Source organism: Ottowia flava, from assembly GCF_008017535.1.
In the GTDB taxonomy this organism is placed as follows: Bacteria; Pseudomonadota; Gammaproteobacteria; order Burkholderiales; family Burkholderiaceae_C; genus Ottowia; species Ottowia flava.
On the sequence record NZ_VRUA01000003.1, the window covers coordinates 168,810 to 195,117 of the forward strand.

General features: G+C 67.7%; 23 protein-coding genes and 1 tRNA gene. 9 read left to right on the forward strand and 15 right to left on the reverse strand.

Annotated elements, in window-relative coordinates:
• Window positions 1-57 precede the first annotated feature (57 nt).
• The gene (locus FVQ98_RS04985) at window positions 58-975 is read left to right on the forward strand and encodes a delta(1)-pyrroline-2-carboxylate reductase family protein (protein ID WP_147912327.1); all 918 of its coding nucleotides are present in this window, start codon (window positions 58-60) and stop codon (window positions 973-975) included.
• A gap of 223 nt (window positions 976-1,198) precedes the next feature.
• Here FVQ98_RS04985 and FVQ98_RS04990 read toward each other — a convergent pair whose 3' ends face one another.
• The 3 genes from FVQ98_RS04990 to guaD form a co-directional block, all read right to left on the reverse strand.
• Window positions 1,199-1,501 carry a hypothetical protein gene (locus tag FVQ98_RS04990; RefSeq protein ID WP_147912328.1) on the reverse strand — a complete coding sequence of 101 codons (303 nt, stop codon included), beginning with the start codon at window positions 1,499-1,501 and terminating at the stop codon, window positions 1,199-1,201.
• Window positions 1,502-1,614: 113 nt separating this feature from the next.
• Entirely contained in the window at window positions 1,615-2,184 is a 570-nt protein-coding gene (gene dcd / locus FVQ98_RS04995; protein ID WP_147912329.1) for a dCTP deaminase, read from the reverse strand.
• A gap of 54 nt (window positions 2,185-2,238) precedes the next feature.
• Window positions 2,239-3,534, reverse strand: a complete 1,296-nt coding sequence (gene guaD / locus FVQ98_RS05000; RefSeq protein ID WP_147912330.1) for a guanine deaminase — start codon at window positions 3,532-3,534, stop codon at window positions 2,239-2,241.
• Between the two features lie 210 nt (window positions 3,535-3,744).
• Here guaD and FVQ98_RS05005 point away from each other — a divergent pair, with 210 nt between their 5' ends.
• Window positions 3,745-4,305, forward strand: coding sequence for a TetR/AcrR family transcriptional regulator (locus FVQ98_RS05005; protein WP_147912331.1), 561 nt, complete (start codon window positions 3,745-3,747; stop codon window positions 4,303-4,305).
• Between the two features lie 240 nt (window positions 4,306-4,545).
• On the opposite strand, the gene FVQ98_RS05010 is transcribed toward FVQ98_RS05005, so the two are convergent.
• From FVQ98_RS05010 to FVQ98_RS05030, 5 genes are all read right to left on the reverse strand, one after another.
• A complete protein-coding gene (locus FVQ98_RS05010) occupies window positions 4,546-5,610 on the reverse strand; it encodes an adenosine deaminase (RefSeq protein WP_370512920.1) in 1,065 nt (354 codons plus the stop codon).
• A 111-nt stretch (window positions 5,611-5,721) separates the two neighbouring features.
• Window positions 5,722-6,816, reverse strand: a complete 1,095-nt coding sequence (locus FVQ98_RS05015; RefSeq protein ID WP_147912333.1) for a DUF1521 domain-containing protein — start codon at window positions 6,814-6,816, stop codon at window positions 5,722-5,724.
• Between the two features lie 228 nt (window positions 6,817-7,044).
• Window positions 7,045-8,055, reverse strand: coding sequence for an aromatic ring-hydroxylating dioxygenase subunit alpha (locus FVQ98_RS05020; RefSeq protein WP_255507634.1), 1,011 nt, complete (start codon window positions 8,053-8,055; stop codon window positions 7,045-7,047).
• A 67-nt stretch (window positions 8,056-8,122) separates the two neighbouring features.
• Window positions 8,123-9,298: a BMP family ABC transporter substrate-binding protein gene (locus tag FVQ98_RS05025; protein ID WP_147912334.1), complete on the reverse strand. Its 1,176-nt coding sequence runs from the start codon at window positions 9,296-9,298 to the stop codon at window positions 8,123-8,125.
• A 329-nt stretch (window positions 9,299-9,627) separates the two neighbouring features.
• A complete protein-coding gene (locus FVQ98_RS05030; protein WP_147912335.1) occupies window positions 9,628-10,803 on the reverse strand; it encodes a BMP family ABC transporter substrate-binding protein in 1,176 nt (391 codons plus the stop codon).
• A gap of 262 nt (window positions 10,804-11,065) precedes the next feature.
• Between FVQ98_RS05030 and FVQ98_RS05035 the strand changes: the two genes are divergently transcribed.
• Window positions 11,066-12,052 (forward strand): hypothetical protein, encoded by a 987-nt coding sequence (locus tag FVQ98_RS05035; RefSeq protein WP_147912336.1) that lies wholly within the window; start codon window positions 11,066-11,068, stop codon window positions 12,050-12,052.
• A gap of 16 nt (window positions 12,053-12,068) precedes the next feature.
• Here the strand turns inward: FVQ98_RS05035 and FVQ98_RS05040 are convergent, their stop codons facing one another.
• The 4 genes from FVQ98_RS05040 to FVQ98_RS05055 form a co-directional block, all read right to left on the reverse strand.
• Window positions 12,069-12,989, reverse strand: coding sequence for an ABC transporter permease (locus FVQ98_RS05040; RefSeq protein WP_147912337.1), 921 nt, complete (start codon window positions 12,987-12,989; stop codon window positions 12,069-12,071).
• 153 nt (window positions 12,990-13,142) lie between these two features.
• Entirely contained in the window at window positions 13,143-14,207 is a 1,065-nt protein-coding gene (locus tag FVQ98_RS05045) for an ABC transporter permease (RefSeq protein ID WP_147912338.1), read from the reverse strand.
• Window positions 14,194-15,738, reverse strand: a complete 1,545-nt coding sequence (locus FVQ98_RS05050; RefSeq protein WP_147912339.1) for an ABC transporter ATP-binding protein — start codon at window positions 15,736-15,738, stop codon at window positions 14,194-14,196. The genes FVQ98_RS05045 and FVQ98_RS05050 overlap by 14 nt, the downstream gene beginning before the upstream one ends.
• A 252-nt stretch (window positions 15,739-15,990) precedes the next feature.
• Window positions 15,991-16,476 (reverse strand): nucleoside deaminase, encoded by a 486-nt coding sequence (locus tag FVQ98_RS05055; RefSeq protein ID WP_147912340.1) that lies wholly within the window; start codon window positions 16,474-16,476, stop codon window positions 15,991-15,993.
• A 72-nt stretch (window positions 16,477-16,548) separates the two neighbouring features.
• On the opposite strand from FVQ98_RS05055, the gene xdhA reads away from it, so the two are divergent.
• The 3 genes from xdhA to xdhB are packed head-to-tail and all read left to right on the forward strand — an operon-like array spanning window position 16,549 to window position 20,593.
• Window positions 16,549-18,018 carry a xanthine dehydrogenase small subunit gene (gene xdhA, locus FVQ98_RS05060; RefSeq protein WP_147912341.1) on the forward strand — a complete coding sequence of 490 codons (1,470 nt, stop codon included), beginning with the start codon at window positions 16,549-16,551 and terminating at the stop codon, window positions 18,016-18,018.
• A complete protein-coding gene (locus FVQ98_RS05065) occupies window positions 18,015-18,203 on the forward strand; it encodes a hypothetical protein (protein ID WP_147912342.1) in 189 nt (62 codons plus the stop codon). The genes xdhA and FVQ98_RS05065 overlap by 4 nt, the downstream gene beginning before the upstream one ends.
• A gap of 23 nt (window positions 18,204-18,226) precedes the next feature.
• Window positions 18,227-20,593, forward strand: coding sequence for a xanthine dehydrogenase molybdopterin binding subunit (gene xdhB, locus FVQ98_RS05070; protein WP_255507647.1), 2,367 nt, complete (start codon window positions 18,227-18,229; stop codon window positions 20,591-20,593).
• Window positions 20,594-20,644: 51 nt separating this feature from the next.
• On the opposite strand, the gene FVQ98_RS05075 is transcribed toward xdhB, so the two are convergent.
• From FVQ98_RS05075 to FVQ98_RS05085, 3 genes are all read right to left on the reverse strand, one after another.
• Window positions 20,645-20,721 (reverse strand) — tRNA-Met (locus FVQ98_RS05075).
• A 58-nt stretch (window positions 20,722-20,779) separates the two neighbouring features.
• Window positions 20,780-22,327, reverse strand: coding sequence for a vWA domain-containing protein (locus tag FVQ98_RS05080; protein WP_147912344.1), 1,548 nt, complete (start codon window positions 22,325-22,327; stop codon window positions 20,780-20,782).
• 216 nt (window positions 22,328-22,543) lie between these two features.
• Window positions 22,544-23,323, reverse strand: coding sequence for an enoyl-CoA hydratase (locus FVQ98_RS05085; protein WP_147912345.1), 780 nt, complete (start codon window positions 23,321-23,323; stop codon window positions 22,544-22,546).
• 151 nt (window positions 23,324-23,474) lie between these two features.
• On the opposite strand from FVQ98_RS05085, the gene FVQ98_RS05090 reads away from it, so the two are divergent.
• The 3 genes from FVQ98_RS05090 to paaK all read left to right on the forward strand — a co-directional run bounded on the left by FVQ98_RS05090 (window position 23,475) and on the right by paaK (window position 26,231).
• A complete protein-coding gene (locus tag FVQ98_RS05090; RefSeq protein WP_147912346.1) occupies window positions 23,475-24,278 on the forward strand; it encodes an enoyl-CoA hydratase-related protein in 804 nt (267 codons plus the stop codon).
• 144 nt (window positions 24,279-24,422) lie between these two features.
• The gene (gene paaI, locus FVQ98_RS05095; RefSeq protein ID WP_147912347.1) at window positions 24,423-24,881 is read left to right on the forward strand and encodes a hydroxyphenylacetyl-CoA thioesterase PaaI; all 459 of its coding nucleotides are present in this window, start codon (window positions 24,423-24,425) and stop codon (window positions 24,879-24,881) included.
• A gap of 45 nt (window positions 24,882-24,926) precedes the next feature.
• A complete protein-coding gene (gene paaK / locus FVQ98_RS05100) occupies window positions 24,927-26,231 on the forward strand; it encodes a phenylacetate--CoA ligase PaaK (RefSeq protein ID WP_147912348.1) in 1,305 nt (434 codons plus the stop codon).
• Window positions 26,232-26,308: the final 77 nt, after the last annotated feature.

Here is a 26,308-nt window from a genome sequence, read left to right on the forward strand (position 1 = left end):
AGCGCGTGCCCCACCGATCGCAGACGAGCGCCAACCCGCGCGCGCCACAATGGCCCGATGAGCCTGCTGCTGAACCCCGAACAAACCGCCGCCCGCCTGCCCTGGGCGCCCCTGGTCGACGAGATCGACGCCTTGCTGCGCGACGACAGCGTCAGCGTGCCGCCGCGCATCGTGCTGCCCATGGCTGGCCAGGCCTCGCTGTTCGCGATGCCGGCGTGTGATGCCCGCACGGCCATGGCCAAGCTGATCACGTTCACGCCCGCCAACGTCGGCACCGACCGGCCCACTATCCAGGGCGACGTCACCGTGTTCGACGTCGCCACCGGCGTGCGCCGCGTCATCCTGGACGGCCCCACCGTCACCGCGCGCCGCACCGCCGCCGTGTCGGCGCTGGGCGCGCGCCTGCTGGCGCCGAATGTCGACGGGCCGATGCTGATCGTCGGCGCCGGCGTGCAGGGCCGCTCGCACATCGAAGTGTTCGCCGCCGCGCTGGGGGTGCGCGACTTCCGCATCGCCTCGCGCCGCCGGGCTAGCGCCGAAGCCCTGGCCGAGGTGGCACGCGCGCAAGGCCTGCGCGCCGAGGTGGTGGATGACGCCGACGCCGCGCTGGCCGACTGCCCGCTGGCCGCCACCTGCACGCCCGCACAGGACGTTGCCCTGCGCGCCACGCCGCGCGCCGACGCTTTCATCGCGGCCGTCGGCGCCTTCACGCCTCAGATGGTGGAGCTGGCGCCCGCGCTGTGCCAGCACTTCGCGGCGCACGGCCGCATCGTCGTCGATTCGCGCGACGCCGACCACGAGGCGGGCGACCTGCTGCAAGCCGGCATCGACGTCGGCGCGCTGCCGACGCTGGCCGATCAGGTGCGCGGCGACCGCGCAGGCGAACGGCGCGGCCCGGTGCTGTTCAAAAGCTGCGGTTGGGGCGGCTGGGACCTGGCGGCCGCACGCCTGGGGTCGGCGACGACGCGGACCTGATGCGCGAATCGCTGACGGGTCACGTGCGCCCGTCCCAGGGCAAGCCTCAGGGCTTGCCGACACCGGCCGGCCGTTGGATCTGAATCTTGCGGTCGAAGGTGAACGTCGTCGTTCCGCTGACCTTGTTTTTGGGGCCCGCGGCCTCGTAGGTGGCGGCCAACGGCAAGCCGGTCTTGGCGCGGCCGCCCAGGTTTTCGGCCGAACAGCTGGCTGCGTGGTCGGGTCAGCGGGCGAGGGACGACCACTGCGGCGACGCGGCCTGCAGCGTCAGCTCGCGCAGATCGGTGCCGCCGCGGCTGACGTAGGGCTCTGGCGTGGGGGAATCGATGCGGTCGGCGAAGCTGAAGCTCTGGCCCTTGCTGAACTGGACGCGCGCCACTTCGGCCACCGCCACCAGCAGGCCGATGGCGCAGACGATGCAGGCGATCAAGGTGGCGATCTGGGCCCAGCTGAGGCGCCGCCGCTCGGGGCGCTGGCTGCGCGGGACTTCGTGGAAAGCGGCTTGCACATCGGTTTCGTTCGACATGCGCCGATCCTAGGGTCAGCACCCTGCGCTTCCGGGGGTGCTGCGTGGGCGATGCCAACAATGTCACATCGCTGTGGCGCCGCGCCTCGCAGCGAAACCAGGTGTTTCCGCGTTCAGGTCTTGGGCAGCGTGACGCCGACCTGGCCTTGGTACTTGCCGCCGCGGTCCTTGTAGCTGGTTTCGCACTCTTCGTCGCTCTCGAAGAACAGCACCTGCGCACAGCCTTCGCCCGCGTAAATCTTGGCGGGCAGCGGCGTGGTGTTGCTGAATTCGAGCGTGACGTAGCCTTCCCACTCGGGCTCGAACGGCGTCACGTTGACGATGATGCCGCAGCGCGCGTAGGTGCTCTTGCCCAGACACACGGTGAGCACGTTGCGCGGGATGCGGAAGTACTCGACGGTGCGCGCCAGCGCGAAGCTGTTGGGCGGGATGATGCAGACGTCGCTTTCGATGTCGACGAAGCTGCGCTCATCGAAGTTCTTGGGGTCCACCACCGTCGAGTAGATGTTGGTGAAGACCTTGAATTCGGGCGCGCAGCGGATGTCGTAGCCGTAGCTGCTGGTGCCGTAGCTGACGATCTTCTGGCCGGCCGCGTCGTGGCGGATCTGGCCGGGCTCGAACGGCTCGATCATGCCGTGCTGTTCGGCCATGCGGCGGATCCATTTGTCGCTCTTGATGCTCATCGGTGTGCTCTGAATTAGATAGCGGGCTGCGCAGGTGGTTCTAGCGCAAGGGCGCTATTTTGCTTGAGAAATGACGGTCTGCTCGATCACCCGGTCGTCGCCCAGCACGATCAGCGCAAACAGCAGCTCGGCCAGCGATTCGGCTTGCGCGGTGCGGCGCGCCAGCAGCGGCGTCGCTTCGGGGTTCAGCACCACAAAGTCCGCTTCGCAGCCCGGTTGCAGGTTGCCGACCACGCCTTCCAGGTCCAGCGCACGCGCGGCGCCGGCCGTGTGCAGCCACCACAGGCGTTCGGGCGACAGGCTGAGGCCCGCCTTGGGCGCGGCGCCGGTGCTGCTGGCGCGGCCGGCGTAGTACGCGGCCAGCATCGTGTGAAAGGGGCTGAAGCTGGTGCCGCCACCCACGTCGCTGGCCAGCCCGTGGGCAAAGGGCACGCGCTCGGCCGCGGCGAAGTCGAAGTTGCCGCTGCCCAGGAACAGGTTGCTGGTGGGGCAGACGGCGGCGGCGGTCTGCGTGCGCTGCATCAGGCGGCGGTCGTCGTCGTCGAAGTGAATGCAGTGGGCGTACACGGCGCGCCGGCGCATCAGGCCGTGGTCGTCGTACACGGCGAGGTAGCTGCGCGCATCGGGAAACAGGCTGCGCGCCCAGTCGATCTCGGCCAGGTTTTCAGCCACGTGCGACTGGATCCACACGTCGCCGTAGCGCGCGGCCAGCTCGCCCGCGCCGCGCAGCTGGGCTTCGGTGCTGGTGGGGGCAAAGCGCGGGGTGATGGCGTAACCCAGCCGGTCCACACCGTGCCAGCGGCGGATCAGCGCCTCGGTGTCGATCAGGCTCTGCTCGGTGGCGTCGCGCACGCCGTCGGGGCTGTGGCGGTCCTGCAGGCATTTGCCGGCGATCAGGCGCAGGCTGCGCGATTGGGCCTCGGTCATCAGCGCGTCGACCGACGCGGGGTGCGAGGTGCAAAAGGTCAGTGCCGTGGTCACGCCGTGGCGCAGCAGCTCGTCGCAGAAAAAGCGCGCGGTCTCGGCGGCGTGGGCCGGGTCGGCAAAGCGCGCTTCGGCCGGGAAGGTGTAGTGCTCCAGCCAGGGCAGCAGCCCGTCGGCGGGCGAGCCGATGACGTCGACCTGCGGGTAGTGGATGTGCATGTCCACAAAGCCCGGCGCCAGGATGCGGCCCGGCAGAGGCGTGCAGGGCACATCGGCAAAGCGCGGCGCCAGCGCGGCGTGGTCGCCAGCGGCCAGCACGACGGCGCGTCCGGCGTCGTTCTGGCCGACGACCAGCAGGCCGTCGCGGTCGAAAAGCGCGTGACCATCGTCGTCAAATCGCAACAGTGCGGCGCGCCAGGATTGCATCGGTGCATTGTGCCTGCAGGCGGCAGACCCGCCCGCCAAGCGCCGATTTCCCTAGGAAGTCAGCGCCAAGCTGGTTCAAAATGGTGTGCAAAATAGCCTTTTGTTAGTTGTTAAGCGGTCGCGATAGGCCATGTCGAATGACATAGTTAAGCCAAAAGACCGCTGCTATGCTGACCTACTTCTCACGGTATCGACAACTCGACGAAGTACATGCGCGGACAGGTGCGCCAGAAAATGGTGGAAGGGGCAACGTGGGTGTTGGCACGCAGAGGTCTGCACGCCACCGCGTTCTCCGAAGTATTGGCGGTGACGGGCGCTTCGCGCGGCTCGATCTATCACCACTTTCCCGGCGGCAAGGCCGAACTCATCGAAGCCGTGCTCGACGACTTCGGCGGATTGACCGACGAAGCCTTGCAGGGCTTGCACGGGCAGCCGTTTCTGACGGTCGTGCACGGGGCCTTGGGTCTCTGGCGCGAACGCCTCGTCAACGGCGATTGCGAAGCGGGATGTCCAGTGGCCGCGGTCACACTGGCCGCCGATTCAAGCCGTCTCGAAAACGATTGCCGCTCGACCTTCGAGCAATGGACCAATACGTTGACCGGTGCGCTGGCCAACGGCGGGCTGAAAGGCGCGGGTCAGGCGCGTGCACTGGCCACCCTGCTCATGGCGGCGATCCAGGGCGGCACGGTGCTCGCGCGAGCCGAGGGCTCGGTCGAGCCCTATGATGCCGTTGCGCGCCAGGTCGCTGCCTACGCTGAGCAGCTGGCCTGAGCGGCCTGCGCCCGCAGCACAGCGCCACCTCCGACGCGCGTTACCTCGACGGACTTCTCCGCACCAACTTGGCCTCACAGAAAGCTGCTTGATCGTGCGTCGAGTGACGCTTCGTGTTCGCGCGCTTGGCAGCGGTATCAGCGCCTGTTGAGCAAGGTGATGCTCCGAAATTGGTAGCTGTCAGCGCGGTTGGTTCTAGGGCTGCAACCCGATTTGATTGGAAATCTGGACTCGCCATGCTCAGCTGCCAGGCAACTCCCGCGCCACCTGCGTGAAGCAGTCCGCCAACTGTGCGCGCCACACCGCCTTGTCCGCTTCGGGCGCGAAGCTGGCTTCGAAGCTGTTGGCCGCCAGTTGCCAGGCGTGGTTGGCGTCCATGTCGCTGGCGGCGAACACGGCTTGCAGGTTGTCGCCCACGTAGCCGCCAAAGTAGGCCGGATCGTCCGAATTCACAGTGGCGCACAGGCCGGCGTCCAGCAAGGCTTTCAGCGGGTGCTGGCGCAAGTCGGGAAAGACCTGCAGCTTCTGGTTGGACAGCGGGCACACGGTGAGCGGGATGCGCTCACGCGCCAGGCGCTGCATCAGCGCGGCGTCGCGTGTGGCCTGCACGCCGTGGTCGATGCGTTCGGCGTGCAGCACGTCCAGCGCCTGCCAGATGTAGTCGGGCGGGCCTTCCTCGCCGGCGTGGGCGACCACGTGCAGGCCGTGTGCGCGTGCCTGGGCGAAGACGCGCGAGAACTTCTCGGGCGGGTGGCCGACTTCACTGGAATCCAGGCCCACGCCGATGAAATGCTGGCGGTACGGCAGCGCCTCGGCCAGCGTGGCCAGTGCTTCGTCTTCGCTCAGGTGGCGCAGAAAACACAGGATCAGCGCCGCGCTCACCCCGAGCTGTTCGTGCGCGGCGTCGCAGGCGCGGGCCAGACCGTTGATCACGGTCGCCATGGGCACGCCGCGCGCGGTGTGGGTCTGCGGGTCGAAGAAGATCTCGGCGCGCACCACATGGTCGGCGGCGGCGCGCTGCAGGTAGGCCCAGGCCATGTCGTGGAAATCCTGCTCGGTCAGCAGCACGCTGGCGCCGGCGTAGTAGATGTTCAGAAAGCTCTGCAGGTCGGTAAAGGCGTAGGCGGCGCGCAGTGCGTCGACGCTGGCGTAGGGCAGGGCGACGCCGTTGCGCTGAGCCAGGGCGAAGATCATCTCGGGCTCCAGCGAGCCTTCGATGTGCATGTGCAACTCCGCCTTCGGCATGGCGGCGAGCAGGGCGGGCAGATGCTGTCGGGCGATGGGTGGGGGCGTCATGCAGGCCATTGTGACGCTGTGGACAGCGTTTCGTCCGCCTCAAAAAAAGGCGGCCCCGAAGGGCCGCGTGAGGCGCTATGACGATTGTTCAGTGTCTATGTGTCGGTGCGAAGACAGCGCTCAGCGCACGCCAATCAGCAGCTTGAGCCAAGCGCTGCGGCCCTTGTCCTCGTTGGGGAACACGGCCACGCCGTCCACCGAGCCAATCGCGCCCAGGCTGCGCGTCTGGTCGTTGTAGGGCAACAGCGCCGGGTTGTTGGCGCGCCAGGCCAGGGTGCCGCCGCTGCGTGTATCGACGCCACCGTTGCGCTGGTGGATCTCGACCGTGTTGGCGTCCGGTTGGTGAACGTGCGGGCGGACCATGGGCTTGATGACAGGCGGTGGCTCGTGGCGCACGCGGCTCGGCTGGGGCTCGCCCGCGTCGGCCGCGGCGCGCAGGTCCAGGCCGCCGCCGAACAGGCCGGTCAGCAGGTACAGGCCGAGCGCCTGGCCAAACTGTTGGGTGAACTCGTACGGCTTGGTCGTGCCCGGCTTGGTGATGTCCATCTCCTTCTGGGTGACCAGCTTGCCCGTGTCCGGGTTGATCCAGCCTTCGCCGTTGGCGTTTTCCTTGACGGTGAAGCCATCGGTGGTGGCCCAGTCCAGTGCCTGGCCGCCGCGGTCGGAGGTCTCGATCTTCAGATCGCCCAGCTCGTTCTGGCTCAGGCCCGTGATCTTCATCGCGTTGTCGCCCTTGGTGACGGTGACCTCGCTGGCCACGTACATGTTCGGGTTCTTGGCGTATTTCTCGGTGTCGATGGTGATCTTGGTGCCATCTTCCAGCTGGAAGGTGGTCTTGCCCCAGAAGTCGACGTCGGTCTTGCCGTCCTTGTTCCAGTCCACGTGCGGGTCACCCCAGATGTTGGTGACTTCGCCGTTGGCCTTGTTGATGATCTTGATCTGCGAGTTCTTCTCGTCCATCTGCAGCGTGTAATTGCCCAGATCGACATCGGCCTTGCCGTTGCCGGGGTTCTTCACGGTCCACTGCGTGTCCTTTAGTTTGCCACCGCCGCAGGGCGGCGGCGGGCAGGTGCAGAAGCAGCCATGGCGGTCGAGCTTGCCGAGCTCGAAGCGGTTGGTGCTTGGCAGCACGGGCTTGGTCGGCTTCTGTACGCCCAAATCGAGGGCGAAAACGGCGCCGATGGCCACGAAAGTGTTGGTCTGCGTGTTGATCATGGAATCCTCCTGGGTGGGTGGTCACCGCGCTGTCCGTGTCCGGCGTGGGCGGCATGGAGCGAAGTAGACCTGTTGCCGAAGAGGTCAACAAGCTGTTACCGATCCCATCGGGAAGACTCCCATTGGTAGTGTTACCAGGGGTGTGCGTGCGCTCACAATCGCGCAGGGCCGCGCTGAGCCGTCATGTTCGGCGCGCGGCGCCTTGCGTCGATGCGTTGGCGCGCAGCCTCAGCGGATCACGCCAAAGGCGATGCCGCTGTCCTTCAGGTAGCGCCGGTAGGCGGCGGACATGCGGTCGGCGGACGAATGCGCTTCGGCGTTCGGCTGCAGCGGCAGGCGCTTGGGCTGCTGCGATTCCAGCACCGGCTGGTCCTGTCCGAAGATCACGTTCTGGAAGTCGATCAACCGCGCGTCGGGCGACTCGAAGTCGTTCATCGCCATGCGCGTCCAGGCCACGCTGCTTTCCTCGGTGACGGGGCAGACGAACATGGCGATCGATTCCCACAGCCCTTCAATGGCCGTGCTGCCCGGCTCGGGCTGTTTGGTCAGCACCGCCATGTAGGGTGCGGTGACTTCGTAGGTGTATTCGACCTGCGCGCCGCTTTCGGCGTGGATGGACGAGCGCGGCTGCCACGCCAGGCACTGCGTGGCCAGCACGCCGTGCGGCGTCGGCTTGACCTCGTACGGCGGGATTTCCGGCTTGTCGCGGCTGCCCAGCCAGCCTTCGTGCACGTAGCCGAAGTGCGCCATGTCCAGAAAGTTTTCGATGATGCGCGGCGCGCTGGCGGCCACGGTGTAAGGGCCGCTGGTGGTCTTGCGCAGTCGCGTTTCGGTCTCGGCCGCGAACAGCGGCAGGTCGTGGATCGGCAGCGCATCGCCGCTGGGCGCGGCCAGGCGCACCCACAGCATGCCGTAGGCCTCGCGCGTGTCGAAGGTGGTGGCCGCGTGGCGCGCGCCGGGCTGAAAGTCCGGCACGGCCGGCACGTGCGTGCAGGCGCCGCCGGCTTCAAAGCGCCAGCCGTGGTAGGGGCATTCCAACTGGCCGCCGTGCACGCGGCCGAGCGACAGGCGCGCGCCGCGGTGCGGGCACTGGTCGGCCCAGGCGTGGGCCTGGCCGTCGGCGTCGCGCCACAGCACCAGCGGCTGGCCCAGCAGGTTGGCGGCCTGCGGCTGGCTGCCGATGGCGTGACTCAGCGCCACCGGGTGCCACAGGGTTTTTTCGATCAGGGTGTCGGTCATGTCGTGGGTGGGCGGATTGAATGAAGAATCGGCCTCTGGCCCTAGAGGGAATTGCGCAGGCAGCTATTTATTTTGCAGCAGGCACCTTGCCTTCCACGCCCTTGACGTAGAAGTCGATCTTGCCCATCCAGTCGTCGTCGGCGCGGGTGCCGGCGGCCAGGCGTTCCTTGCCTTCGGTGTCGGTCACCGGGCCGGTGAACACGTCGAAGGTGCGGGCCTTCATCTGGTTCTTGATGTCCTCGACCTTGGCGCGCACCTCGGCCGGGATCTTGTCGGACAGCTTGATCAAATCGTTCTGCCCTTCCGGCACGCCCCAGCGCGTGGTCTGCCCGCCCTTCCAGGTGCCGTCCAGCACCGACTGGATGGCCTTCTTGTAGTAGTGGCTCCAGTCGGCGATGGCCGAGCCCAGGTGCGCCGCACTGCCGAATTCGCTCATATCCGAATCCCAGCCGAAGGCGAGCTTGCCGCCCTTGGCCACGGCCTGGATGACGGCGGGCGAGTCGGTGTTTTGCAGCAGCACGTCGGCGCCGCTGGTCATCAGCGATTCGGCGGCTTCCGTTTCCTTGGGCGGGTCGAACCAGTTGTTGGTCCAGACCACACGCGTCTTGATGTCGGGTTGGACGCTTTGCGCGCCCAGCGTGAAGGCGTTGATGTTGCGCAGCACTTCCGGGATCGGCACCGAGCCGACGTAGCCCAGCGTGCCGGTCTTGGTCATGTGGCCGGCGATCACGCCCGCGAGGTAGGTGTCCTGGTAGAAGCGCGAGTCGTAGACGTTCAGGTTCTCGCCCGTCTTGTAGCCGGTGGCGTGCTCAAACTTGACTTCGGGATGCTCCTTGGCGACCTTGACCATGGCTTCCATGAAGCCAAAGCTGGTGCCGAAGATGATCTGGTTGCCCTGGCCGATCAAATCGCGCAGCACGCGTTCGGTGTCGGCGCCTTCGGGCACGCTTTCGACGAAGGTGGTTTTCACCTTGTCGCCGAAGGCCGCGTCCACCGCCTTGCGGCCCTGGTCGTGCGCGTAGCTCCAACCGGCCGAGCCGACGGGGCCGACGTAGATCCACGCGGCCTTCAGCGGCTCGCCGGCCGTGGCCGGGGCAGCCGCAGCCCCAGGGGCGGAAGCCGGTGGCGCGCCTGTGGGGGCAGCGTCTTCCTTGCGGCCGCAGCCGGCCAGCCCGGCGGCGCCGACGGCGGTGGCTGCAGCGGCCAGTTTGAGCAGGGTGCGTTTGTGGGTATCGAGCGTCATCGTGGGCTTTTCTTGGAGGCGGGCGCGGCGGCAGGCCACCACCCGTCGGGCCTGTGCCCCTGGCGCGTGCCGGGGCTTTGCGGGCCATTGTAGGCACGGCCCGGGGTGCGGGGCGGCATTCGGACAAGGTGAAAGTCGCCTTGGCGGCGATCAAGCTTATTTCAAGAAAAACAGGGCGCTGGCCCTACAACCACCTGCGCAAGTAGCTATCAAAACGAGAGTCTTTGGGAAATGACGAAGACGGTGCCGGCCAAGAAAAAGCCGCGCATCGGCGCGGCTTGGGCGGTGCGGACACGCCGGGCGAGCCGGCGGCCGTGAATGCCAAGGCCTTACTTCTTGTCGCCGCCCGGCACTTGGCCCTCAACGCCCTTGACGTAGAAGGTGATGCCACCCAGGAATTTGTCGTCGCCCACCTGGTCGGCCGCCAGCACCTGCTTGCCGGCGTTGTCGTTCAGCGGACCCTTCCAGATGTGGTACGTGCCCGCCTTCAGGCCGGCCTTGACCTCGTCCAGTTTGGCCTTGGCTTCGGCCGGCACGTCGGCCGCCAGGGACACCAGATCCATCGCGCCTTCCTTCACGCCCCACCAGCTCTGGCCGGTGGCCCACTTGCCGTCCAGCACCTCGCCCACGGCCTTGGTGTAGTAGGGCGTCCAGTTGATGATGGCCGAGCCCAGGTGCGCCTTGGGGCCGTAGGCGGTCATGTCCGAATCCCAGCCGAAGGCGCGCTTGCCCATCGATTCGGCGGTCTTCAGCACGGCGGGCGAATCGGTGTTCTGGAACAGCACGTCAGCGCCGCCGTTGATCAGCGACGTGGCGGCTTCGGTCTCCTTGGGCGGGTTGTGCCAGTCGTTGACCCAGACCACGCGCGTCTTGATGTTGGGGTTGGTCAGCTGCGCGCCCAGCGTGAAGCTGTTGATGTTGCGGATCACCTCGGGGATTGGCACCGAGCCGACCACGCCCAGCGTGTTCGACTTGGTCATGGCGCCGGCGATCACGCCCGCCATGTACGCGCCTTCGTAGGTGCGGCTGTCGTAGGTGCGCATGTTGGGCGCGGTCTTGTAGCCGGTGGCGTGCTCGAACTTCACGTCTGGGTGGTCGGCGGCCACCTTCAGCGTGGGCTCCATGAAGCCGAAGCTGGTCGTGAAGATCAGTTTGTTGCCCTGGCTGACCAGGTCGCGCACCACGCGCTCGGTGTCGGCGCCCTCGGGCACGTTCTCGACGATGCTGGTGACGATCTTGTCGCCGAATTCCTTCTGCACGGCCTGGCGCGCGGTGTCGTGCGCAAAGGTCCAACCGCCGTCGCCCACCGGGCCGACGTAGACGAAACCGACCTTCAGCGGCTCGGACTTGGCGGGCGCGGGCGCCGAGGTTTCTGCGGCAGGCGATGGCGCGGGGGCAGCGGCCGTGGGCGCCGGCTCGTCCTTCTTGCCACAGGCGACGATCGCACTGGTGGCTGCGGCCAGCATGGCGAGTTTGAGCAGGGAGCGCTTGCGTCGATCGGTCATGAACGTGCCTTTCTGATGTGATAACGGGCAGGGTGAAGCCGCGATTATGAGGGAGCGCGGGCCGCTTGGGCTCCGCGCGGCCAGGTAGGGCGAAAGGCTTCACCTGAAGCCCAATGGCCGCTCGCACGTGCCAACGCCAATGTGAAATATGACATTCACACGTGTTGATTTGCGTCAAGCCCCACATGGCCGAATGTCAATTCCGCGTCAGGCTTTCAACTGATGATCAATTTCATTCTTTAGTACTAACAAAAATCAATTCATGAAAACTGTGGTGGTGGGATTGCCCGAACGGGAGGCCTTTGCGGTGTCTCTTTTGATGAGCAAGTTGCGGCCAGACTGGGAATTCCAGTCTCAGCCCGCCGACGTCGATTCCGTGCCTGCCGATCTGTACGTGTTGGACGCCGATGCCTGGCAGGAACGCCACGGGACCCAGTCGGGAACCGCAAAATTGCAGGCGCTGGTCAAGCAAAAACCGGCCGTTCTGTTGACCGCCCCCGTGGCGCCGCGCCCCGAAGCGCAGGCCCAGGCCGATGCCGCCGCGCGCGACTGGGGCGACTGCGGCTGGGTGGTGCTGCGCCGGCCTTTTCGCGCTGCCGCCATGGGTGAGGCGCTGCGGCGTGCAGAGCAGCGCGTCGGCGGGTTGGCCGAGGCGCCAGCAGACGTCGCCAAGCCTGCCGAGCAGGCACACGACACACCAGAGGCCCCGGGCGCAGCCCCGAATTCACTGGCTGCGGCCGACCGCGGTCAACGCCCGGGCGTGCAGGACAGCGGCGGCGTGACCCGCTTCAGCTCCGCTTTTTTCACCACCACGGTGCAAAGCGCTCTGGACGGCGCGCCGGCGCCGAGCAACGCGGGCCTGCCGCCCCCCGACATCACCGACGACGAACTGACGCTGGAAGCCTTTGCCGCCTGCGTGCCGACCGCACCTTCGGCGGAGTGCCGCCGCTTTCTGGGCGCGCTGGCTGAGCGCCTGGCCCAGCCGGGGGTGTTCGAGATGAGCTTCACGCTGATGAACGGCATCGTGTTCGACCGCGCGACGAACTGGGTCGCCAGCAACACGCCGATGTCGGTGGTGCGCATGGTGGCACGCAGCCGCAGCCTGGGGACGTACGTCAAGACGACCGACCTGGACGCGCGCGTCGAGCCGTGCGCCCGTGCCCGCCAGCGTGGCATGCAGGAGCACCGGCTGGGCGCCCTGCTGCATGCCTTCGCCCGGATGGCGGAGTGCCGGTTGCCTGCGCCGTGAACAGGGCCGGCCCGGCTCAGTGGCCCGGGTAGAACGGCTTGCCCAGCGACGCGGGCATGTTCACGCGGATCCAGGTCGGGTTGCGCGAGATCAGCGCCAGCACCACGATGGTGGCGAGGTAGGGCAGCATCGATAGGAACTGGCTGGGAATCTGCACACCCTGCGCCTGCAGGTGGAACTGCAGCATCGTCACCCCGCCGAACAGGTACGCGCCCAGCAGCACGCGCGCCGGCCGCCAGGTCGCGAAGGTGGTCAGCGCCAGCGCGATCCAGCCCTTGCCGGCCACCATCCCTTCGACCCACAGCGGCGTGTAGACCAGCGACAGGTACGACCCGGCGAGCCCGCACATCGCGCCGCCGAAGACCACGGCGGCCAGGCGGATGCCGCGCACCGAATAGCCCAGGGCGTGCGCTGACTGGGGCGATTCGCCCACCGCGCGCAGCACCAGACCGGCCCGCGTGCGGTAGAGAAACCAGACCATCGCCGCCACCAGCAGCATCGTGCCGTACACCATGGGATGCAGACGAAACAGCGCCGGACCGATGACCGGGATGTCGCCCAGGCCCAGCCAGTTGAACTGCGGGCGCTCGGGCAGCTTGGACTGCACGTAGCCGATGCCGACAAAGGCCGAAAAGCCGACGCCGAACAGGCTGAGCGCCAGCCCGGTGGCGTACTGGTTGGTGTTCAGCCAGATCACCAGCCAGCCGAACACCGCCGCCATCAGCGCGCCCGCCGCGGCGCCAGCGGCAAAGCCCAGCCAGTCGTTGCCGGTGTTGACCACAGTGGCAAAGCCGGCGATGGCCGCGCACAGCATCATGCCTTCGGCGCCCAGGTTGACCACGCCCGCCTTTTCGTTGATCAGCAGGCCCAGCGAGGCCAGCGCCAGCACGGTGCCGGCGTTCAGCGTGGCTGCAAACAGCAATGCGTAAACGTCCATGTCAGCGTTCCAACGCGCAGCGCGCTTGAGCGTGGCGGTTGATCCAGCACGGCGCGGTCCAGCGAACGCCCTGCACAGACTTGCGCCGGGCAGCGGCGTTGTCCCCCGACTGCCAGAGAGGGGGAAGGCAGCGCAGGTGACTCAGGGGGTGTGTCATACGCCTGCCTTTCCCCAACGGACGCGGTAATTGACCAGCGTGTCGCAGGCCAGCAGCGTGAAAAGCAGCAAGCCCTGGAACACGCCCGTCAGCGCCTTGGGCAGCCCCAGGCGCGACTGCGCCAGCTCGCCGCCGATGTAGAACATGCTCAGCAAGATGGCCGACAGCACCATGCCCAGCGGGTGCAGGCGCCCGACGAAGGCGACGATGATGGCGGCGAAGCCGTAGCCGGCCGGCACGTAGGGCGTCAGTTGGCCGATCGGGCCCGCCACCTCCAGTGCGCCCGCCAGGCCGGCGGTGGCGCCGGAGATCAGCAGCGCTGTCCAGAGCGCGCGGCGCGATGAAAAGCCCGCGTAGCGCGCCGCCGCCGGCGCCAGCCCACCCACCTGCTGGGCAAAGCCGGCCTTGGTGCGAAACAGAAAGACCCACAGCAGCGCCGCACCGACCAGCGCCAGCACCAGCCCGATGTTTACGCGCGAGCCGCGCATCAGCTTGGGAATCTGCGTGACCGCTTCAAACGTGCGCGTCTGCGGGAAGTTGTAGCCTGCCGGGTCCTTCCACGGCCCGTAGACCAGGTAGCCCAGCACCTGCACCGCCACGTACACCAGCATCAGCGTGACCAGGATCTCGCCAGCGTTGAAGCGATCGCGCAGGAAGGCCGCGATGCCCGCCCACACCATGCCACCCAGCATGCCGGCCAGCAGCACCGCCACCACGATCCAGGGGCCTGTGGTCTTGTCGGCCAGCAGCGCCACGCCGCCGGCCGCCACCGCGCCGATGACGAACTGCCCTTCGGCGCCGATGTTCCACACGTTGGAGCGAAAGCACACGGCCAGCCCCAGCGCGATCAGCAGCAGCGGCGTGGCCTTCAGGCCCAGCTCGCCCAGGGCGTAGGCGGACTTGATCGGCTCCCAGAAGAAGATCTGCAGGCCGCGCACCGGGTCTTTGCCCAGCACCGCGAACAGCGCCATGCCGATCAGCACGGTGATGGCCAGCGCCAGCAGCGGTGACGCCCAGGTCCAGGCGCGCGACGGCGCCGGGCGTGGCTCAAGGCGCAGCATGGGCGGCCTCCTTCGCTTGCAGCGCGTCCTGCACGTCGCCGTGCCACAGCCCGCTCATCCATTCGCCGATCTGCTGCACCGTGGCGGCGCGCCGGTCGATCGACGGCGACAGCTGGCCCTTGGCGATCACGTGCAGGCGATCGCTCAGTTCAAACAATTCGTCCAGCTCCTCGCTCACCACCAGCACCGCACAACCGGCGTCGCGCAGCGCCAGAATTTCGGCGCGGATCTGCGCGGCCGCGCCGACGTCCACGCCCCAGGTCGGCTGCGACACGATCAGCAGCCGCGGCTTGGCGTCGATTTCGCGGCCCATGATGAATTTCTGCAGGTTGCCGCCGGACAGCGAGCGCGCCGGCGCCTCCGGACCCGCCGCCTTGACGCGGTAGCGCTGGATGGTGTCGACCGCCTGCGCGCGCAGCACACGCGTGCGCAGCCAGCCGAGCGGGCCCACGCCCTCCCGCCGCGTCAGCAGCAGGTTGTGCGCCAGACTCATGTCCGGCACGGCGCCGCGGCCCAGGCGTTCCTCGGGCACGAAGTGCAGCCCCAGTGCGCGCCGCGGCCCGGGTGGCAACCGTCCAGCGTTCTTGTTTGCTATTTTTATGCTAGCTGGCTGCGCACGCTGGTCCTCGCCGGACAGCGCAAACAGCAGCTCACGTTGGCCATTGCCCGACACGCCCGCGATCCCCACCACCTCGCCCGCGCACACCGTCAGGCTGATGTCCATCAGATCCACGCCGAAGGGTGACGCGCGCTTCAGGTCGAGGTGATCGACCTGCAGCACCGGCGCTTCCGGCGTGTGCGGCTTGTGCTCCAGCGCCGGGGGATCGGCGCCGATCATCAGGCGCGACAGCGAGGCGATGCTTTCCGTGCGCGGGTCGGTCACGCCGGTAACCTTGCCACCGCGCATCACCGTGCACGCGGTGCACAGGGACCGGATTTCGTGCAGCTTGTGGCTGATGTAGAGGATGCTGCAGCCCTCGGCCGCCAGTTGGCGCAGGGTGACGAACAGCTTTTCGACCGCCTGCGGCGTCAGCACGGAGGTCGGCTCGTCCAGGATCAACAGGCGCGGCTGCGCCAGCAGGGCGCGGATGATTTCGACGCGTTGCATTTCGCCCACGCCCAGCGTGTGCACCGGGCGTTCGGGTTCGATGTCCAGACCGTAAGCCGTGGCCGTCTCGCGGATGCGGCGCACCACTTCAGCCAACGGCAGCGACTTGTCCAGACCCAGCCACACGTTCTCGGCCACCGACAGCGTTTCAAACAGGCTGAAATGCTGGAACACCATGGCGATGCCCAGGGCGCGCGCCTCCTGCGGGCTGCGGATGTGCACCGGCTGGCCGTCAAAGCGCACTTCCCCGGCGTCGGGCTTCACGGCGCCGTAGATGATCTTCATCAGCGTGCTCTTGCCCGCGCCGTTCTCGCCCAGCACGGCGTGGATCTCGCCCGGCTGCACCGTCAGCGACACGTCGTCGTTGGCGACTACGCCGGGGTAGCGCTTGGTGATGTGTTGGAGTTCGAGTCGGGGCGGCATCGGCAGCAACGTACAAAAGGGCGGAGAGCCTCCAAGCGACGCTGACGCAGGCCGCGGTGCCGAGCGGGCGACCGGGTCGCGCGACCCGCCAGATGCTCCCTCCGATTGCGCGCCAATGTACCACCGGGTGTGCTGCTCGACGTGGGGGCAGACACCACTTGCCGAGCCGCGCGCGAAAGCGCATGAAACGGGAGCCGGCAAGTCCGCTGCCGCCTCGTCGGCGCGGGTCGGGCGGGGTGTGGCGCAGGTGGCTCAGGGGCTGTCGCGCGGCGGCGTGGTGGACGTCTCCCGCAGCACGGCCAGGGCCTCGTCGGCCAGGAATTCGCCCTCGACCCGCACGGGCGGCTGCGCGTGACCAAGCAGATCGGCGCAGCGCGCAGGCAGCAGCGGCCCGCCCTGCATCAGTGCCAACGCGGGTTGGGGCGCGGCGTACACCACACGCGCGACACCGGCCCAAAACATGGCGCCCGCGCACATCGCGCAGGGCTCGCCACTGGCGTACACGGTGGCGCCCTGCAGCGACGCCGCGCCGAGCCGGGCCTCGGCTTCGCGCACCAGCACCATCTCGGCGTGGGCGGTGCTGTCGTTGGCGGTGTGCTGGCGGTTGCGCTCGACCAGCAGCACCTCGCCGTCGGGAGCGGCCAGCGCAGCGCCGTACGGGCGGTCGCCTGCGGCCACCGCCATGCGCGAGGCTTCGATGGCCAGACGCATCGCGGCGGGATCGGGGGAGGTCGTCATCGGGTCATATCTCCTGCGGGGCAGGGTTTCAGCGTAGCACCCCTACCGCCGAAAGGCTTCTACACTGGAAGCATGCCGACCCGTTCCTTGCGCTTCATCCACCGCGGTGAGGTCGTCACCTGCGACGACGTGCCGCCCGACCGCACGCTGCTCGCGCTGCTGCGCGAAGACCTGCACTGCACCGCCGTCAAGGAAGGCTGCGCCAGCGGCGACTGCGGCGCCTGCACCGTCACCGTGGCCGAGCAGCGCGCCGACGGCCACCTGCACTACCGCGCCGTCAACAGCTGCATTCGGCTGGCGCACAGCGTGGATGGGCAGGCGCTCTGGACGGCGGCCGACATCGTAGGCGCCGACGGCACGCTGCACCCCGCGCAGCGGGCGATGGTCGAATGCCACGGATCGCAATGCGGCTTCTGCACGCCTGGTTTCGTGATGAGCCTTTTCACGCTGCACCGCCAGCGCGCGGGCGCCGCCATGACGCGGGACGAGGCCGTGCACGCGCTGTCGGGCAACCTGTGCCGCTGCACCGGCTACCGCCCGATTCTGGACGCGGCGCAGACCATGCACCACTGGCCCGAGCCGGCTTTGGATGAAGCTGATTTGCTACAAAAAATGCAGCTGCTTGCGCAATCTGCTGTAGCGCCGGCGGCTGATTTGGCTGAAAACTTCTACCTGCAACCCCGCACCCTGGCCGAGTTGCTGGCGCTGCGCACCGCCCACCCTGGCGCGCTGCTGGCCGCCGGCACCACCGACGTCGGCCTGTGGCTGACCAAGCAGTTGCAGCGCCGCTCGCAGATCATCGACCTGACGCGCGTGGCCGAATTGCGCCGCCTGGATCGCACGGCCGACGCCTTGGTTGTGGGCGCCGCCGTGCCGCTGACCGATGCCTTCGCCGCGCTGGCGGCCGAGCGCCCGGCGCTTGGCGCCTTCTTCGACCGCTTCGCCGGTCTGCCAGTGCGCGAAAGCGGCACGCTGGGCGGCAACGTCGCCAACGGCTCGCCGATCGGCGATTCCATGCCGCTCTTGATCGCGCTGGGCGCCACGCTGACCCTGGCCAGCACGCGCGGCGAACGCACGCTGCCGGTCGAGGACTTCTATCTCGCTTACCGCAAGACCGCGCTGGCGCCGGACGAGGTGCTGGCCGCCATCACCGTGCCGCACCCCACGCCGCACGAATGGCTGCGCGTGGACAAGGTGAGCAAGCGCTTTGAAGACGACATTTCCGCCGTGTGTCTGGCGGTGGCGCTGCAAGTTGATCAGGGCGTCATCCAAAGCGCCCGCATCGGCGCCGGCGGCGTGGCTGCCGTGCCGGCGCGTGCTACACAAACAGAAGCTGCCTGCGCTGACCAGACGTGGGCTGAAGCCACTTTTGAGCATGCGGCGCAAGTGGTGATGAACGAGTTTGAACCGCTCAGCGACATGCGCGCGTCGGCCGACTACCGGCGCACGGTGCTGGGCAATTTGCTGCGCCGCGGTTGGCTGCAGGGCGCCCAGCCCGAGGCGCCCGTGCTGGCCGAGCTGCAGCCGGAGGGCTGGACATGAACGCTGCTTTCACGCTGGAACGCAGGGCCTCGGGGCCGATCCCGCTGCCCGGCCAGGAGCCGCCGGTGAAAGATCCCGATCCGTTTGCGCCCCCGCCGCCGGTGGAAGACCCCGGCACGCCGCCGCTGCCGCGCCGCGAGCCGGGCGATGACCCACCGATCCAGGACCCCGAGCGCCTGCCGTGAACGACCGCTCGCCCGCCTTCACGCTGCCGCAGGCGCATTTCGCCGAGCTCCACCCGGACGCGCCCGCCAGTGGCGCGCCACACCCGCATGAGAGCGCTCGGGCGCAGGTGCAGGGCGCCGCGCCCTACGTCGACGATGTGTCCGAGCCGCGCGGCACGCTGCACGCCGCGCCCGTCCTGTCGCCCGTCGCGCACGGACGGCTGAACGGCGTGGACGCGAGCGCGGCGTTGGCGCTGCCCGGCGTGCACGCGGTGGTGCTTGCTGGCGATATCCCGGGCGACCCGGTGTTGGCGACTTTCGTGCACGACGAGCCGGTGTTGGCGCAGGGCGAGGTGCACCATGTCGGCCAGGTGATCGGCCTGATCGTGGCCGACAGCATGCGGACGGCGCGCCAGGCCGCGCGCGCGGTCCGGCTGGACATCACGCCGCTGCCCGCCATCCTGACCATCGACGACGCCATGGCCGCGCAAAGCTTTGTGCTGCCGCCCGTCACCGTGACCCGCGGCGACGCCACAGCGGCTTTGGCCAGCGCGCCGCACCGGCTGCAAGGCGGCTTTGCCGTCGGCGGGCAGGAGCACTTTTACCTGGAAGGGCAGGTCGCGCTGGCGCTGCCGCAGGAGCAGGGCCAGTGGCACATCCTCAGCAGCACGCAGCATCCGGGCGAAGTGCAGCACTGGGTGGCCCACGCGCTGGGCATCGCCAACCACGCCGTGCGCGTCGAATGCCGGCGCATGGGCGGTGGCTTTGGCGGCAAGGAAACGCAGGCCGGTCATATGGCGGTATGGGCCGCGCTGGCTGCGCGCAAGGTAGGGGCGCCGGTCAAGCTGCGCCTGGACCGCGACGACGACTTTCTGATCACCGGCAAGCGCCACCCGTTCGCCTACCGCTACGACGTGGGGTTTGACGACCACGGCCGCCTGCACGGCCTGACCATCGACATGATGGCCAACTGCGGCTGGTCGGCCGATTTGAGCGGCCCGGTGGCCGACCGCGCCGTGTTCCACGTCGACAACGCCTACTTCCTGGGTGACGTGGTGGTACGCAGCTACCGTTGCAGGACGAACGTGCAGAGCCACACGGCGTTTCGCGGCTTCGGCGGCCCGCAGGGCGTGATCGCCATCGAGGCGATTCTGGGCGACATTGCCCGTGCGCTGGCGCTGGACCCGCTGGCCGTGCGCATGGCCAACCTGTACGGCCCGCGCGGCGCGACCGAGCGGAACGTGACGCACTACCAGATGCCCGTGGAAGACAACATCCTCCACGAATTGCTTCCAAAATTGGAGCTGCTCGCGCAGTACCAGCGCCGGAAAGAGGCTATTCCTTCGTGGAACGCCGCGCACCCGCACCTGCAGCGCGGCATCGCCATCACGCCGGTGAAGTTCGGCATCAGTTTCACCGCCACGCAGTTCAACCAGGCGGGCGCGCTGGTGCATGTCTACACCGATGGCAGCGTGCAGGTGAACCACGGCGGCACCGAAATGGGCCAGGGCCTCAACACCAAGGTGGCACAGATAGTGGCCGACGAGCTGGGCGTGCCGATGGCGTTGGTGCTGGTCACCGCCGCGGCCACCGACAAAGTGCCCAACGCCAGCGCGACGGCCGCTTCCAGCGGCACCGATCTGAACGGCAAGGCCGCGCAAGCCGCGGCGCGCACCGTGCGCGACAACCTGGCCGCCTTTGTCTGCGGGCTCGACGGCTGCGGTGCAGGTGCGGTGGAATTCCGGCACGGCAAGGTCGTCACGCCCAAGGGCGAGCGCGACTTTGCCGCCGTGGTGCAGCAGGCTTACGCCAACCGCATCCAGCTGTGGAGCGATGGCTTTTACCGCACGCCCAAGATCCACTACGACAAGACCACGCTGACCGGCCGTCCGTTTTTCTACTTCGCCTACGGCGCGGCCTGCACCGAGGTGGCCATCGACACCTTCACCGGCGAGTACCGCGTGCTGGCGGTGGACATCCTCCACGACGTGGGCCGCAGCATCAACCCGGCGATCGACATCGGCCAGATCGAGGGCGGCTTCATCCAGGGCATGGGCTGGCTGACGACCGAAGAGCTGGCCTGGAACGCCAAGGGCGAACTCACCACCAAGGCGCCCAGCACCTACAAGATCCCGACCGCGGCCGACGTGCCGGCGCACCTGCACGTGCACCTGTGGCCCGAAGCCAACGCCGAAGACACCGTGCACCGCAGCAAGGCCGTGGGCGAGCCGCCGTTCATGCTGGCGATCAGTGTGTGGGAGGCGCTGCGCAACGCCGTTGCTGCGGCGCGCGCCGACCTTGCGGGCGCTGAAGACCGCGTACCGGTGCAGATGGATGCGCCCGCGACGCCAGAGCGCATCCTGTGGGCTATCGGGCGGCCGGGCGCCCAAGAAAAAAGCCCCAGCAGCTAGGCGACTGGGGCTTTTCGGGTTGGCCGCGGGCCGCAGGGCCCACAGCGGGTTTGGTGGTGGTAGGTGGAATCGAACCACCGACCTTGGGGTTATGAATCCCACGCTCTAACCGACTGAGCTATACCACCGGAACCCGGCATTATAGGGCGTTTTTGAGCTGGTTTCGGCGCCCTTGTTGCCCTGTGTTCAGGATTTTGGGGCGGGTAGCTGCGCGAGTTCGTCGCTGACCAGTCGAACGATCAGGCGGTCCAAGGTGTCGACCGAGTAGTTGGCGACGTCGTGCACGGTCTTGCGCCCTGGCCCGCTGCCGGGTTCGCGCGCATCGGCGTAGGTGAGGAAGACGAACCGACCGCCCGTGTACTGCGCAATCTGGCGCTGGATGAATTCGCCCTGCTTGTTCAGCCCGCTGGCGCCCACGCTGAACACCTTGATGCCCTTGCCCAGCGCCGCCAGCATGCTCTCGTCGTACTGCGGTCCGGCGTAGTCCAGGTGCGGCGGTGCGTCGGCCAGCAGCACCATCAGGCGGGTGGCGCCGGTGCCGCGCCAGCTGAGCGCGTGCACGGCCTCGAACAGCGCTTCGTTCATGGCTTCGGGTTCGTCGCCGCCTCCGCCGGCCTGCAGATCGTCCAGCACTTTCTGGAAAGCGCCCAGGTCGCCGGTGAAATCGTGGCTGCGTAGGAGGAAGGCGTCGGTCTTGTCGCGGTAGGCGACCAGGCCGAAACAGGTGTCGGGCTGGCTCGGCAACCGCGCGACCTCGTCGGCAATGCTATGCAAGGTGGTCTTCAGCTTGGCGATCTCGTCGGCCATTGAGCCCGTGGCGTCGATCAGAAACACCAGATCCAGCCTGGCGCGCTGCGCCGGGACACGCAGGTCCAGCGTGACGTCCACCGCGCTTTGCTGGCCACGCAGAAAGACGACGCTGGATTCTGCGGCCCCGCGCCGCACGGTCACCTGATAGGCCTTGCTGGCCTGGGGGTCGAAGGCGTCCGGAGAGATCCATGCGCGCCCCGCGGTGTCGGTGCGAGCCCAGGCGATGGCGCCGCTGCTGGCGCGCACCGCGACTTCGGCATCGGGCATGGCGCGGCCGCGCGGATCGCGCACCTGCAGCAACACGCGCTCGCGCACATCGCGTTCGCGATGGATCACCTGCGTGCGTTCGCGAAAAGCCAGGTACTCGGAAAACTGGGCGTTGTCGTCCACCATGCCCGCCGTGACGGGCTCTGCACGGGCGATACGGGCAGATGGCGTACGCGCCATGTTGCCTGTGGCCTCGGCCGGCGCCGGGGCGGCAAGCGCCGCTTCGTGCGTTGATTTGTCCATGACAGCGCCTGCGGGCGCAGGCAGCGGCGCCGCTTCCGTCGCGACCTCGGGCCTGCCCAAGTCGCCCGCACGGCGGCGCACTGCGCCACCGATCGTCAGGTCTTGCGCGCTGGCTTGGGTGCCGGGCTCCTCGTGGCTGCGCATTGGGCGACGGCAATTGGGCGCGGAAGGGCTTTGGAAGGGCGCCTGGCCACGGGCGATGGCCTCCTGCCCGGCCCGGCGCAACTCCACGCGGTCCCGGGTGAAGGCGTTGGCTGCGGATGCACCGGGCCACACGGGGCGCACAAAGCTCGGCGGCGAGGTCTCGCCGGGGGCGATGACCACGGGACTCGCGGCCTGGGCCGGCGCGAGCAGCACCGAGAGGCCACAGAAGGCCGCGGCGGTCGCTCGGACAACAGGATGAAGGGAAGGCATGCAGGCTCCTGAAAAATTTGGTTCGGGAGCCGCATGAATCGGTGCAGACGCACCGACGGGGTCAAAAGCCGTCAGACGACTGTGAAACTATCCGTAACGCGACGAATTTTGGCGTGGAGCGCATTGACTTTTTGCTATCAATAAAGAAGCTGTCAGCGCAATATGAGTAAGGGCTGGAGGCCGATTTGTTATTAAATCAGCAATCAGGCCCCTCGCTCACTGGTGCTTGAAAGCTGCTGCGCGCTTGTTGACGAAGGCATCCATGCCTTCCTTCTGGTCGGTGGTGGCGAACAGCGCGTGGAACAGGCGGCGCTCGAACATCACACCGTCGTTGAGCGAGCCTTCGAACGCGCGGTTCACGCATTCCTTGGCGGCCATCACGGCCAGGCGGCCGAAGCCGCAGATGATCAGCGCTGCGCCCAGCGCCTCGTCCATCAGCTTGTCCAGCGGCACCACGCGGCTGACCAGGCCCGCGCGCTCGGCTTCGGTGGCGTCCATCATGCGGGCCGTCAGGCACATGTCCATGGCCTTGGATTTGCCCACGGCGCGCGGCAGGCGCTGCGTGCCACCGGCGCCGGGGATCACGCCCAGCTTGATTTCGGGCTGGCCGAACTTGGCGTTGTCGGCGGCGATGATGAAGTCGCACATCATGGCCAGCTCGCAGCCGCCGCCCAGGGCAAAGCCGCTGACGGCGGCGATGACGGGCTTGCGGATCGAGCGGATGGTTTCCCAGTCGCGCGTGATGTAGTCGTCGCGGTAGACGTCGGCAAAGCTGTAGGTCGCCATGGCGCCGATGTCGGCGCCCGCGGCAAAGGCTTTTTCGCTGCCGGTAATGATCATGCAGCCGATGGCCTCGTTGCCATCGAATTCCTTCAGCGCCTGGCCCATCTCGCGCATCAGCTCGCCGTTGAGCGCATTCAGTTGCTTGGGGCGGTTGAGTGTGATGATGCCGACCTTGTCGCCTTCGACGCGGGTCTGGATGAATTCATAGGCCATGGGGGAGGTCTCCTCGCAAAATGGTGGGTAGGTGTGCGCCGGTCGGCGCCGCAGCCACACTATAGCGAGGCCCACCGGCGCACCTGCCGCGCCCGCAGTTAACCGACCGATGGGTTGGTTAATGGTAGATTTCAGGCCAAGGAGACAAACGATGACCCAGCAAGAAGAACCTGCGGTTCTGTACGAGGAAGACGGCGCGGTGGCCGTTTTGACGCTCAACCGGCCCCCGTCGCTCAACAGTTTCACGCGGCAGATGCACCGCGATCTGTGGGCCGCGCTCGACAAGGTCGAAGCCAACAAGTCCATCCGCGCGCTTGTGCTGACCGGCGCCGGCCGCGGCTTCTGCGCCGGGGCCGACCTGTCGGAATTCGACTTCCGCGAAGGCCCGGACATCATGCAGCGCGCCGATCCGGGCCCCATCATCGAACAGGCCTTCAACCCCACCACGCGCCGCCTCACGGCCGTGCGGGTGCCGACCATTTGCGCCGTCAATGGCGTGGCCGCGGGCGCAGGTGCTTCGGTGGCCATGGCCTGCGACATCGCCATCGCCGCGCCGGGCGCCAGCTTCATCCAGGCGTTCAGCAAGATCGGTCTCGTGCCCGATTCGGGCGGCACCTGGCTGCTGCCCCAGCGCGTGGGCCTGGCGCGCGCAATGGCGTTGGCGCTGACGGGCGACAAGCTGAGCGCGGCCGACGCCAAGGCCATGGGCATGATCTGGGACGTGCAGGACGACCCGGTGGCCGCTGCCAAGGCCATGGCCCAGCGCCTGGCCGCCATGCCCACCAAGGCCCTCGTCGCCACACGCCATCTGCTGCGCGGCGCGCACACGCACAGCCTCGACGAACAGCTCGACCTGGAGCGCGACGTGCAGTCGCGCCTGGGTTTTACGCACGACTACATCGAGGGCGTGACCGCCTTTTTGCAAAAGCGCCCGGCGCAGTTCAAGGGCGAATGAATTCGGCGGGCACCCCCTGAGGCGCCTGCGGCGCCTTCCCCCTCACTCTTCGGGAGGGGGACAACGCCGGCGCTCGGCGCGGGTCCGAGCAGGGCGTTCGCTGGGTGGGATGGCGCTTTCCACAACCTCCATGTACAAAGACATATGACTGCCTCCGAGAACGCAAGCGAATTGGATCTGGCCCGCCGCGTTGGTGAAGCCATGTACGCCGAGGACGAAGCGTCCAAATCGACCATGGGCATGAAGCTGCTGGTGTGCGAGCCGGGCCGCGCGGTGATGGAGATGGCAGTCCAGCCGCTGCACCTGAACGGCCACAAGATCTGCCACGGCGGCTTCATCTTCACGCTGGCGGATTCGACCTTTGCCTACGCCTGCAACAGCCGCAACCACAACACCGTGGCCAACGGCTGCTCGATCGAGTTCCTGCGCCCGACCTACGAGGGCGACGTGCTGACGGCCGAAGCGACCGAGCAGTCGCTGGCCGGCCGGCACGGCATCTACGACATCCGCGTCACCAACCAGAAGGGCCAGACCGTGGCGCTGTTCCGCGGCAAGAGCACGCAGATCAGCGGCAACGTCGTGCCTGTCGAGCAAGCCAGCTGAACCCCCAACCCTGCGAACGAGCACGAACGACCCACGGAGACACACATGAGCACGACCGATCTGCCCCTGGACCCGATTGAAAAGGCGAGCGTGGACGAGCTGCGCGCACTGCAGTTCGATCGGCTGAAGAAGACGCTGACGCACGCCTACGCCAACTCGCCCGTCTACAAAGCCAAGTTCGACGCCGCCGGTGTGCACCCGGACGATCTGCAGTCGCTGGCCGACCTGGCCAAGTTCCCGTTCACCACCAAGTCGGATCTGCGCGACAACTACCCGTTCGGCATGTTCGCCGTGCCGCGCGACCAGATCTCGCGCATCCACGCCAGCAGCGGCACCACGGGCAAGCCCACCGTTGTCGGCTATACGCGCAATGACATCGACACCTGGGCGGGCGTGGTGGCGCGTTCCATCCGTGCAGCCGGCGCGCGCAAGGGCGACATGGTGCACATCAGCTACGGCTACGGCCTGTTCACGGGCGGCCTGGGCGCGCACTACGGCGCCGAAAAGCTGGGCATGACCGTGGTGCCGTTCGGCGGCGGCCAGACCGAGAAGCAGATCCAGCTGTTCCTGGACTTCAAGCCCGACATCATCATGGTCACGCCGAGCTACATGCTCGCCGTGGCCGACGAGGTCGAGCGCATGGGCATCGACCCGAAGTCGCTGTCGCTGCGCACCGGCATCTTCGGCGCCGAACCATGGACCAACGAGATGCGCAGCGCGCTGGAAGCGCGCATGGGCATCGACGCGGTCGACATCTACGGCTTGTCCGAAGTGATGGGCCCGGGCGTCGCCAGCGAATGCGTTGAAACCAAGGACGGGCCGACGATCTGGGAAGACCACTTCTACCCCGAGATCATCGACCCGGAGACCGGCGAAGTGCTGCCCGACGGCAGCGAGGGCGAACTCGTCTTCACCAGCCTGACCAAGGAAGCGCTGCCCATCATCCGTTACCGCACGCGCGACCTCACGCGCCTGCTGCCCGGCACCGCGCGCACCATGCGCCGCATGCAGAAGATCACGGGCCGCAGCGACGACATGATGATCATCCGCGGCGTGAACGTGTTCCCGACGCAGATCGAGGAGCTGATCCTCAAGCGCGCCGAATTGTCGCCGCACTACCAGTGCGTGCTGACGCGTGAAGGCCCGATGGACAACCTGAAGGTGCAGGTCGAAACCGCGCCCGGCGTCGACCCGGCCAGCATCGAGGCGCGCGCCGCTGCCAAGCTGCTGCAGCACGAGATCAAGGTCTACGTGGGCTCGAGCGTCGAGATCGACCTGAAGGGCGAGGGTGGCATCGAGCGCAGCGTGGGCAAGGCGCGCCGCGTGGTGGATCTGCGCAACAAGCAGTGAGGCGTAAGACTTGCGATTTCAGATGAAATCGGCCTGCAGCCCTACACCGGATTGCGCGAGCAGCTATCGAATTAACA